Annotated in this window: 9 protein-coding genes; 3 read left to right on the forward strand and 6 right to left on the reverse strand. The window is 23.6% G+C overall.

What is annotated here, in order from left to right:
• Positions 1-251: 251 nt before the first annotated feature.
• From BGI41_RS03620 to BGI41_RS03645, 6 genes are all read right to left on the reverse strand, one after another.
• The gene (locus BGI41_RS03620; RefSeq protein ID WP_088538875.1) at positions 252-860 is read right to left on the reverse strand and encodes a class I SAM-dependent methyltransferase; all 609 of its coding nucleotides are present in this window, start codon (positions 858-860) and stop codon (positions 252-254) included.
• A gap of 51 nt (positions 861-911) precedes the next feature.
• Complete coding sequence (locus tag BGI41_RS03625; RefSeq protein ID WP_088538876.1) at positions 912-1,238, reverse strand: DUF2149 domain-containing protein; 327 nt, start codon at positions 1,236-1,238, stop codon at positions 912-914.
• A gap of 9 nt (positions 1,239-1,247) precedes the next feature.
• A complete protein-coding gene (locus BGI41_RS03630; RefSeq protein ID WP_088538877.1) occupies positions 1,248-1,895 on the reverse strand; it encodes a MotA/TolQ/ExbB proton channel family protein in 648 nt (215 codons plus the stop codon).
• Positions 1,896-1,943: 48 nt separating this feature from the next.
• Complete coding sequence (locus BGI41_RS03635) at positions 1,944-2,627, reverse strand: hypothetical protein (protein ID WP_143744778.1); 684 nt, start codon at positions 2,625-2,627, stop codon at positions 1,944-1,946.
• Positions 2,628-2,951: 324 nt separating this feature from the next.
• Positions 2,952-5,471 carry a nitrous oxide reductase family maturation protein NosD gene (locus BGI41_RS03640; protein ID WP_088538879.1) on the reverse strand — a complete coding sequence of 840 codons (2,520 nt, stop codon included), beginning with the start codon at positions 5,469-5,471 and terminating at the stop codon, positions 2,952-2,954.
• Between the two features lie 110 nt (positions 5,472-5,581).
• On the reverse strand, positions 5,582-7,450 hold the full coding sequence (locus tag BGI41_RS03645; RefSeq protein WP_088538880.1) for a right-handed parallel beta-helix repeat-containing protein: 1,869 nt from the start codon (positions 7,448-7,450) through the stop codon (positions 5,582-5,584).
• 480 nt (positions 7,451-7,930) lie between these two features.
• Between BGI41_RS03645 and BGI41_RS03650 the strand changes: the two genes are divergently transcribed.
• From BGI41_RS03650 to BGI41_RS03660, 3 genes are all read left to right on the forward strand, one after another.
• On the forward strand, positions 7,931-10,825 hold the full coding sequence (locus BGI41_RS03650) for a carboxypeptidase-like regulatory domain-containing protein (protein WP_143744780.1): 2,895 nt from the start codon (positions 7,931-7,933) through the stop codon (positions 10,823-10,825).
• A 334-nt stretch (positions 10,826-11,159) separates the two neighbouring features.
• Positions 11,160-11,303, forward strand: a complete 144-nt coding sequence (locus tag BGI41_RS08695) for a hypothetical protein (RefSeq protein WP_233126305.1) — start codon at positions 11,160-11,162, stop codon at positions 11,301-11,303.
• On the forward strand, positions 11,266-11,757 hold the full coding sequence (locus BGI41_RS03660) for a hypothetical protein (protein ID WP_143744782.1): 492 nt from the start codon (positions 11,266-11,268) through the stop codon (positions 11,755-11,757). The genes BGI41_RS08695 and BGI41_RS03660 overlap by 38 nt, the downstream gene beginning before the upstream one ends.
• Positions 11,758-11,918: the final 161 nt, after the last annotated feature.

The following is an 11,918-nucleotide window of genomic DNA, read 5'->3' on the forward strand; positions in this document are numbered from 1 at the left end:
TACTTTAAATAATTAAAATAAAATAAACGAAATGAAATAAATAGTATTAAAAATTATGTAACAATAAAAAATTAAAAGATTAAAAACCATCTATTTTAATAATAAAAAGAATAGAAAATATTTAATTTATAATATAAAAATAAAAAAATAAGTATTTAAATAAAAAAAAGAATATTAATTAAAATATAACTTAATAAGAAATTTTAAATAATATTAAAAAATAATTATCATGTTTTTTAATTAAAGATATATTATTTTGTAAATATTATTAAATAATGTGATTTACCAGTTTCGATATCTTCACCAGTATCACTTATTAATTTTAAAAGTTTTAATCCATGTTTATTAAAAAGTTCTTCAATTTCTTCAGAACTCATTCTTATAGGATAAGGTGGACCATGTCTTGCTTCTTGTTTTTTATAATCCATAATAGCAATTTTTCCACCAGGTTTAATAATTCTTTTTAATTCTTCAACAGTTTCATCTAATTTTCTTACTGCATTAAAACCATGAAATACATTAACCATTAAAATTACATCAATAGAATCATCAGAAACATTTACATGACTTGTAAAGTCACCAACAAGCGGAATAATATTATCAATATTTTCTTCATTTACCTGTTTTTTTAAATCTTCTATAGATTGTTCATATATATCTACTGCATAAATTTTTGCATCTTTATTCAATAAATTTCTTGCTTCAAGTGCAATATGTCCATCTCCACATCCAGCATCCATAAATACTTCATTACCATTAAGATTTAAATTATTTAAAATTTCTTTTCCATCTAAAAATGATTCACTAGACATTCCTTGAACCCTATGGCCATTTGCAGGAGTCATCATACCTTTTTTCATTTTAGCACCTTCCTAAATATTAATTAAATAAGTATATAATTTAATAAATTACTATGACGATGAAACCATCACTAATTTACCTGTTTCTGGATCTTTGTAAACTTTACCTACTTCACTATAACCATTTTGATCTGAAGCACCACTAGTTGATGAATTATTAAATGCTTGTGAACTACTAATTTGTTCTGTAGTTTGTGATTGAGATTGAGATTGTGATTGCATTTGATTATGATTAATTAAATTAGGATTAGTTTGAAGCGCCATAATAGCAAAAATTAAAAAACCTAATGCTAAAACTAACATTACATCAGAAAGATTTGAAAGTCCACTCATAGGGTCTCCATCATCCCTAGATAATCGTCTTTTTTTTCTTAACATAATATTCACCTAATAATTAAGTTTATTTAAATTTTCAATAATTACCTCTGCAACAGTATCAGTAGTTGCTAAATCATCTTCATACCATATTTTTCTATATTTAGAAATAACATATGCAAGAGCACCAACACCTACACCTACAACTGTAGTATCAAATGCAACAATTAATGCTTGTGCAAGTGTATTTATATCTCCTGTTCCAAGAGAAGAAAGACCTGGCCCAAGTGGTATTAAAGTACCAAGTAAACCTAAAACAGGACCAGTTCTTATAAGAATATCAGTTAAACTTGTTTTTTTAATAAATTTAGTTTCTTCTTCCTCTAATATTTTACTTGCAAGTGCTTTTCTTGCACCACTTTTAATATCATAATTATTAATAATTTTTATTAAATCATTTTTTTGGCTTTCAAATAAATTACTATTATTAACTAATACTTTCATTTCCTCGACTGAACCTGAATTAGATAAATTTCTAATTAATTCTTGAAGTTCATCAGATTTAATAACTTTTCTTGTGAACTTTTCATTAATAAAACTACCTAATGCAAGTAAAACAATTACTACAAAAGCAACAAGTATTATAATTACTGGTGTAAGTAAACTTTCAGAAATAATATGAAGTAATGTAGTTAATGATTCAGTACCTTGAATTATCATTTTATCACATATTTTAATATTCAAATATTAACTTTGAATAAGCATATTTTAATTTAATTTAAATTTATCTCCAATGAATATTCCAATTATTATAATAATAATTAGTATAATAATAACTGAACTTACCATATAACTTGGACTTAATATTAAAAAAGAATTAAATAAAGTATAATCTAAATTTTTAACAGAATTATAAGTTAAACCAAGTATAAATAAAAAGATAGATTCAACAATCATATATTCCCCAAGAACATATGAATTAAAATTTTCTAAGGAATTTCCTAATTTTTTACCAATTACAATAAATATTGAAGTTAAAATACAAATTAAAAATGAATCAATTATTAAATTTGAATTAACATCAAATATTGTAAAATTATTTAAATTAGATAATGAAATAACAACTGTAAATAAAAATAAACTTAAAATACTTATTATTACTGTAAATAACTTTCTTAAATTCTCATAATTATCATATAAATAAACAATAACAATAAAGATTACTGCACAGATTATTAAATAATAATTAAAAAATTTGTCTATAAATAAAAAATTCTTAGAAAAATTAATTGCAATAATAGAAAGTAAAAATAGTGATATTATATATATTACAGGTAAATTTCTACTATTATTTTTATTAGATAAAGAATTTGATAATAAACCAATATTTAAACCGAAGCATAATACTAATAATATCATATATTTAAATAATAAATCCATATTTATCCACATATTTTCCTTTATTTAATACTAATATTATTTCGAAATGTATATATAAATATATCGTAGTAAATTTTAAAAAAATAAATGGATTAAAAATTAAAATTATAGAATCATTAATTTTGAAATTGTATCTTTTAAAATTGCTATCTTTTATAAATCTAATAAATACAGTATAAGTCTCTTTTTTTATTAATTAAAAATTTAAGTATAGTAAGTCAATTTTTATTTGTTTTTAAACTGTATGTTTTACAATTTATCTAAATAATAAAATAAAAAAAAGTAATTTATAAAAATATTAAAAAAAGTAGTCAAAAAAGACTACTTTAAACTAATTTAATTTTTTACAACAATTCTAGAAGTAATTTGTGTAGCTTCATAAGTAGGATTACCTACAAATCTTGTAGTAATAATATAGGTTCCTGCTTTGTTAATTTTAATTTTAACAGTAGCAACACCTTGTGCATTAGTAGTTCCAGTATAAGTTACACCATTTACTGTAACAGTAACTTTTTTATTAGCTACAGCAATTTTTTTAAGAGGATTAGTAGCACTTTGAGCAGTTAAAGTAATTTTTAATGTTTTGTATACATTTACTTTAGCAGTAGTATTACCAGTAAGAGTTAAATAAGAAACTTTTTTATTAATAGTAATTTTAGCAACTTCAAAACTACCATTATAATCATCATCACCTAAGAAGCATATTGCAAAGGTGTAAATTCCAGCATATGCAAGGTTGATTTGAAGTTTTGCAACACCATTTTCATCAGTTACTAAATTGTAAACAACACCATTAAATCCAATACTAACTGATTTATTAGCTAAAACATTACCATCTTGATCTTTAAGTACTGTATTAAAGTATCCTCCTCTTTCACCATTATAAAAATCAACAGCTTTTTGAGTCATATTTTTATATTCAATAATAGTAGATTTCCTTTCATTATATAAACTAACAAAAATGACAGAACTATTAGAAGTGTCATATTTATTACCTACATAAACTACTGTTAAATTCATTGATCCACGTAAATCAGAGATAATTACTTCACCATTAGAATCTGTAGTAAAGATTTTATTTGATGGAGTGTTATTTACTAAATAAGTAATATTATCATTTGAAACTATTTTACCATCTTCATCAATAACTTTAACAATTACATTAGATTTGTCATCTATATCAATATCTAAAATACATTTTTTAACATTTAATACACTATCATCAGGTATGTTATATGTTTCAGAAAGTCTAGTAACAGCAGGTTTAGTAGTTTTTGTAACACCTGGACCTAAAACAGTTAAAACATTATTAGTTTTATAATAAGATTCATTAGTAAAATCTGCAATAGCTACACCATTAACAATTCTAACTTTCCTATAAACGTCCCCATTTACAGGTTCAGCATTTGTATTATTTTTATTTAAATAAAATATTATTTCAGGTGTATTTAAATCTTTAGCAATTTCTCCAGTAGATTTTGTATAAAAATTAATTTCATATACTCCTGGTTTAATTTGTTTAACACTAGACATTACTAAATTCTCATTTGTATCATAAAAATCTTTACCAACAGTTACTGTAGCACCACACATAGTTTCAGCTAAGAAAAGATTATGCCATACATATATAGTATTAGATGCAGTAGTATAATTTCCATTACCCATTCCTACATAAGTATAAGTATCATTTTCTTCATTATAAATATAATCTCCTTGATTTTTACTATAAATAAATCTAGAAGTATAAACTGATCTTGCAGAACTACCTGCACCATTATTAATAAAGATATTATTATCTATAACCTCATTATAACCATCGAGATTTTTTACTTTATAAGTATTTAAAAGACCATAAATACCATTTTGAACTATATAATTCCCTTTAACATTAAGACTTGAAACATTAGAATTTACAAGAATTCCAGATCCAATTGTAGAAGTTTGTAATGTACTTCCATCCCTGTTATACATTATATAATTATTTGTAATATTTACGTTATCTGCTGATTCTAAATTTATTCCAAATAATTTATTTGAACTAATATTAGAATTATTAACTAAAATATCACGACAATTATAGCTTATATTTGTTCCAACAGTACATTTAGTAATAAAACTATTTAAAATACTTATATTATTCATATTTTCTAAAAGTATACCATTTTTAGAACTTGTTAAATTCACATTATTAATTTTAAAGTTATTTCCATTAACTGCAGAAATTCCATTACCACTATTAGAACTTATATTACAATTTTCAATAATTACATTATCTACACTTTTTGCATATATACCATAAGGTAAAACAGAATAAGATTCATCATTAATACCATTATTAATTAATGTAAAACCAGAAATTAATGTTCCAAAAGCTTCAGGACTTATATAAAATATTCCAATACTTCCAGATCCAGTTGTATGACTTGGACAAGCAGACATTTTAGTTCCTGATTGACTTATAATATTCAATGTTTTATTAACTATAATATGAACATGAACATAATTATTTCCAGTAATTAATATAGTATCTCCATTATTTGCACTATCAATTGCATTTTGTATTGTTGGATTATCCATTTGATTTTCAGATGAACCATCAACAGTTATTGTTTTCGGATTTTCATTATCTTTAACAGGAGGATTTATATCCTTATTAAGATTTTGTATAGTATCTAAATTATTATTTTGATTATTAGATTCTAAATTATTATTTTCTAAAGTATTTTGATGAGTTTCTAAATTTGTACTAGTATTAGAATCCACTGTATAATTAGTAGAATCAGCAGCAAAAATAGGACCTAATGAAACAATAAGTACAATAATTAAACTCATTAAAAATAAAACCTTTTTATTCATTTAATCACTTCTATTTTAGATTAAAATCAGATTTAATAAAATAAAAAAAAATAAGTAAATTTATAAAAATATTAAAAAAAGTAGTCAAAAAAAGACTACTTTAAACTAATTTAATTTCTTACTACAATTTTAGAAGTAGTTTGTGTAGCTCCGTAAGTAGGATTACCTGCAAATCTTGTAGTAATAGTATAGGTTCCTGCTTTGTTAATTTTAATTTTAACAGTAGCAACACCTTGTGCATTAGTAGTTCCAGTATAAGTTACACCATTTACTGTAACAGTAACTTTTTTATTAGCTACAGCAATTTTTTTAAGAGGATTAGTAGCACTTTGAGCAGTTAAAGTAATTTTTAATGTTTTGTATACATTTACTTTAGCAGGGGTATTACCAGTAAGAGTTAAATAAGAAACTTTTTTAACTATAGTAATTTTATTTACAGCAAAGAAACCAGCGTATTCATCATCACCTAAGAAAGCAGTAGCAAAAGTGTAATCTCCAGCATATGCAAGGTTGATTTGAAGTTTTGCAACACCATTTTCATCAGTTACTAATTTGTAAACAACACCATTGAATCCAATGCTAACTGGTTTATTAGCTAAAACATTACCATTTACATCTTTAAGAGTAACTTTAAAGTATCCACCTCTTTCACCAGCATAGAAATCAGTAGCAATTTGTTTAAAGTCAGAAGAAATAATAGTAGTGTTAATTCTTTCAGGTTTAGCTACAGGATCACTAATAACAACAGTAGAATTATTTGCTTCTAAATCAACAAAGGTTAATAAATTAACATTATTACCTACAATATTGTTAGTTACATTAAAGTAACTATTGTTACTAGGTTCTAATCCTCCACCATTACTTTCAATTTGAACAGCAATAGCTTTATCTTCTGGGTTACTATCATCGGTATATTCTGCAATAAATTTATTACTATCAATTGTGAAATTAGCTAATTTAGAAGCTGATCCATGTGCAGTGTTACCTATATTAATATAAATAGCTGGACGAAGACCATCTGAGAAAATACCAGATTTACTAGTGTAATTACCAATGAGTATGTAGAAAGTATTTCCTTTAATATTTCTAGTGGTTTGAGATTTAGCATTACTAATAGACATAGCAGTACAATTAATAAAAGTATTATTAATAATATCAGTGTAAGTTACTCCTCCACCAAAGAAAATACCATATTCATTTCTTAAAAATGTATTATTTATAAAACTATTGTTTCTAGAGTTAGATGCAATGGAAATACCATCTAAAACATCCTCATAGAAATAAGAATTTACAACAGTAGAATCAGAAGTACTCATAAAACTTACAGATTTAGTACCAACTTCTTTTCCATTTTTAGCTACAATAACAGCAATACCAGTAAATGTACTATTAGCAATAGTAATATTGTTTGAGGAAGTTGATAAAACACCATATTTACCATTTATAAAATTAGTATCATTTACAGTAACATGGCTTGTAGAAACTATATTTATTCCACAACCATTTTCATTGGTTCCATTATCATTAGTAAATATAAGATTAAAACCAGTGATTGTTGAACCAGCACCTTCTTCTTCAATATTAAATCCATTAATAGAATCAGAAGTACCAGTTAATATTTTAATAGTTGCATTATTTCCAATAATAGTTAAATTGTGATTTACATTTAAACCAGTTTGATCAAATACATAATCACCATGTGCAAAATCAATGGTATCACCATCAGCAGCATTAGTAATAGTATTTTGAATTTCATCTACAGATTGAGTATTATTGACTGAATATGTAGAATGTGTATCCTCACTTAAAATATTATTTGTATTAGAAGCGGTTACAGGAACATCATAAGTTGATGAGCTATTATCAACTGGAGAATTTATAACAGCACTTGAATTATCTGCAGCAGAAATTGCAGATACTGATAAACATACAATTAATATTAAAAGGAGAGGTAAAAAATATTTCTTACTTATTTTCATTTTATAACTCCTTATTTTAATTAAAATTGCCAATAATCAACAAATTATAGTATAAAATTCTAATTCTTATTCCACTATTAATTAATTATTAGCAATTTTAATTATATTCATATAAATATATATGTTTATCGATATTATTTTTTTTAATATTAAATTAATAAAAAGATTTAAATTAATAAAATACTAATTAAAAAAACTTATATTAAAAATATACACATTATAAATAATTATTAAAATAATTAGAATAAAATATATCATTTAATCATCTATAAATCGATATGAATATAATTTATATTTTATTAAATTTTTTAATAAAAATTAAAAAAATATTTGAACTTTATTATAAATATCAATGTTTTTTATAAAATTATAGAACGATATGAAAAATTATTAATAAAGATAAAAAAATAAATATAAGCAAAAATCGTGGAGGTTTTAAAAATTAAAAAAATAAATAAAAATATTATTTTTATTGTTTTAATGTTCACATTATTAATATTAAGTGTATTTTCTATTACTGCAGCAAATACAACTGATATGTCAATAGATTCAAATTATACTAATATTAATAATGAAACATCCATAACTACACAATATAATAATTATGAATTAAATACATTGACAAATGAAAATTTAGAAAATGAAAATATAGATACGCAATCTATAACCTATCAAGTTGATAATTCAAAAGATGGAGATACAATTACCTTAAATCCAAAAGAATATAATGAAACTGGAATTGTTATTAACCATAATCTTACAATTATAGGAAATGGAACTCCAGATAAAATAATAATTAATGGAAATAATAAATCTGGATCAATATTTACTATTTCCCCTAATATAACTGTTACTTTTATTAATTTTACATTTCTTAATGGAAATAATATAGCAGATGATGGTACTGGAGGAGCAATAGATAATTATGCTAACTTAAAAGTATATAATTGTATATTTATCAATAATAGTGCTTATATAGGCGGAGCTATTGCTTCAGAAAGTGGAACAGTATATGTTAATAATTCAATATTTAAAAATAATTATGCTGCCTATGATGGTGGTGCAATTAAATCTGAAAGAAGAGCTCAAATATTAATTGAAAATTCAAAATTCTCTAATAATACTTCAGAAAGAGATGGTGGAGCAGTTGGTTTTACTATATTCTCTAATTCCACACTAAATAATTGTATTTTTGAATATAATTCTGGAAGTTGGGGTGGAGCAATATATAATTGGGCATCATTTATGAACATTAATAATTGTACTATAAAAAATAATAATGCAAATAAAACAAAATCTGCAGGTGGTAAAGGTGGTGCAATAATGACTTCAGGACCATTAAATATTACAAATAGTATTATTATTAATAACAATGCATTAAAATATGGTGGTGCTATTGCAATTACTTTTGAAGATGAAGAAACTATTCCTATAGTAAATATAGAAAATAATTCTATTTATGATAACTTTGCACCAAAAGGAGAAAATGTATGGATTGGTGAAGATCCCGCAGGTATGTTAAAACTTCAAGATTCAAGTATAAATAATAATTGGTGGGGAATAAATGATCCATTAACTAAAACTAATTGGTATAAATACTTTATGGATACCACAAATACTATTAAAGTTCCTGAAACATGGATTAACATTATTACTACCATAGACAACGATACTAAAATAATAGAAGTTGAATCATATATTTATAATTCAACAGATAATAAATCCATAAAAACAGAAAAATTTGATGGATTATCTGTTTACTTCAATCAACAAAATATAACATCCTACCTTAAAAATGGTGAAACTCAAACTAAATTTGACGAATTATTATTTAATGAAACAATTACTACTGTTAATAATGAAAAATATCCATATATTAAAGAAAAAACTTATTTAGATATAAATTATCTTAATGATAAAATCATTTTTAATTTAACTGATGAAAATGGTAGTCCTATATCTAATGCTACATTAAATTACATAATAAATAATACAAAAGCTAGTGTAATTACTGATAAAAATGGTATTGCTCAAATTAATGGAAGAACTGGAAAATATACAGTAAATGTAAGTTATGATGGAAATGAAATTTATAGTAGTGCTAATGCTTCAATGCTTTTAACAACTAATAAAGTAAATGATATAAGTACTACAATTATTTATAAAAATATGACTCAAAAAGCTGTTGATTTTTATGATGGTGAAAGAGGAGGATACTTTAATACAGTACTTAAAGATCAAGATGGTAATGTTTTAGTAAATAAACCAGTTAATATTGGATTCAATGGTGTTGTTTACAATTTAGTAACTGATGAAAATGGTGTTGCAAGACTTCAAATCAACCTTGCATATGCTGGAGATTACACCTTCGCAATATGCTTCTTAAGTGATGATGAATATAAAGGCGCATTTGAAGTTGCTAAAATTACTATTTTAAAAAGAGATATTACAACTAAAATAATTGCATCTAATCTTGTTAAAGTTTATGGTAATAATGGAAGATTTACTGCAACAATTACTAATGGTTCTAACTATCCTTTAGCAAATAAAAAACTTAATTTCATTGTTAATTCAAAAACTTACACAGCAACTACTAATAATAATAATGGTCAAGCAAGCATTGCTATTAATTTAAAACCAGGAAAATATACAATCCTAATTAAATTTAATGGAAATGACATTTTTAAAGGAAGTTCACTTAGTAGAACAATTACCATTAATATTAATTCTAAAAAAGCAACAACAATAAATGCAGATGACTATGTTAAAACATATGGTGAAGCTGGTTCATTTATTGCTAGATTAGTAAATACAAATAATAATCCTATTAAAAATCAAAAAATCGATTTAGTAATAAATAAAAAAGTTTATACTAAAATAACCAATAGTAATGGACAAGTAAGCTTACCAATTAACTTAATTCCTGGACTTTATACTATTAACATAATTTATAAAGGAAATAGCCAATATTCAGCTGTAAATATTAATAAATATATTTTAGTTAAAAAACCTATAATTATTTCAAGTAATATGAATAATAATCAAATTCAAGATACTTTAAACAACTTAAATTCCAAAGAAACAGTAATCTTTTCTAAAGGCAACTATAATAACATAAATTTAACAATTCCAAAACCTTTAACTATAACTGGAGAATCATCTACAATTAATGGTGTATATAATACTTCTGTTTTTACAATAAATGCTAACGATGTAACTATAAAAGGCTTTGAAATTATAACAAATAATAGTACTGCTATTATATTAAATGGAAATAATGCTAAAATAAACAATAATACTATTACTAGTATCCTTTCTGGAGATATTCCAAGTTATTATAATGGAACAACAGAATTTATTGTGATGGTATATTAGTAAACAGTAATAACGATTTAATTGAAAATAATTATATTTTCAAACATTACAATGGAATAAAACTTAAAATTCAAATAATATCACAATAAGAAATAATGATATTGAAACTAATAACTTTGGTATTTATTATGGTTACAATGTAGCAAATACAAATGTTTTATACAATAACATAAGTAATAACATAGGTTTCATTGATTATGATAATCCAGAAGGTCCAATTGGTTATGGTATCTTTGCAAACAATTCTGCAGTAAATTTAACTATACAATATAATAATTTAATTGACAATTATATAGGAGTTAATTTTAATGCACCAAATAATACTGGAATTAAAATGACAAGTAACCTTGTATTTAATAGTACACTTGAAGGTGTTGTATTCTGGCCAAATTTCATTCCAATTAATGGAGAATATCCTACTGTAACTAATAATGCAATATATGATAATGCAAAAGGTCCTGGAATGTTCATTAGGTGAAATGAGTGCTAATCCTAATGGTATTTATGGTCCTGGTGTAAATGATACTAGTAAAAGATTATATATAGGTCCTAATTTCTATGGTGTTAATACAATTGTAACATGGGATCTTGATGGTACTGTTGGTGCAGGAACAATGTGTCCTAGAATTCAAACCACCCCAATACACTTTAATAATTTAACTTATATAAGTCCAGGGGTTTATGAAATTATCTTTTACATAGATGATGAAAATACAACAGTTGCTAAAGATTTACCTGACTTTACAATATATGGATACTTAAATGGTAAAAATGAAACAGAAATAAATGTTCATAATGGTATAGGTTTATTAAAATTAGATACCAATGATTATTTAAGTAACCAAACAAACGAAATTTGGATTAGTGCAGGTTCATTATTTGATGAAGAAAGAACTTTTAGAGTAATATTTTATTATAATATAACTAATTAAATGTAGTTAGATTAATAATAATCTATTAAAATAAGTAATCAATATTTAATTAAAAATACGTAAAAGAATGAATAATTAGAATAATAATTTAACTTTAAATATTTTTCTAAAATATTCATTTTTATATTTTTTTTAAGTTTTTATAATATTACATGTATATG

Origin of the sequence: Methanobrevibacter sp. 87.7, assembly GCF_002208625.1 — an archaeon.
GTDB lineage: Archaea > Methanobacteriota > Methanobacteria > Methanobacteriales > Methanobacteriaceae > Methanarmilla.

Bases quoted from the DNA above. Each gene is read 5' to 3' on its own strand.
- BGI41_RS03620 (WP_088538875.1), bottom strand. From the start codon at position 860: ATGAAAAAAGGTATGATGACTCCTGCAAATGGCCATAGGGTTCAAGGA.
- BGI41_RS03625 (WP_088538876.1), bottom strand. From the start codon at position 1,238: ATGTTAAGAAAAAAAAGACGATTATCTAGGGATGATGGAGACCCTATG.
- BGI41_RS03630 (WP_088538877.1), bottom strand. From the start codon at position 1,895: ATGATAATTCAAGGTACTGAATCATTAACTACATTACTTCATATTATT.
- BGI41_RS03635 (WP_143744778.1), bottom strand. From the start codon at position 2,627: ATGTGGATAAATATGGATTTATTATTTAAATATATGATATTATTAGTA.
- BGI41_RS03640 (WP_088538879.1), bottom strand. From the start codon at position 5,471: ATGAATAAAAAGGTTTTATTTTTAATGAGTTTAATTATTGTACTTATT.
- BGI41_RS03645 (WP_088538880.1), bottom strand. From the start codon at position 7,450: ATGAAAATAAGTAAGAAATATTTTTTACCTCTCCTTTTAATATTAATT.
- BGI41_RS03650 (WP_143744780.1), top strand. From the start codon at position 7,931: ATGTTCACATTATTAATATTAAGTGTATTTTCTATTACTGCAGCAAAT.
- BGI41_RS08695 (WP_233126305.1), top strand. From the start codon at position 11,160: ATGACAAGTAACCTTGTATTTAATAGTACACTTGAAGGTGTTGTATTC.
- BGI41_RS03660 (WP_143744782.1), top strand. From the start codon at position 11,266: ATGATAATGCAAAAGGTCCTGGAATGTTCATTAGGTGAAATGAGTGCT.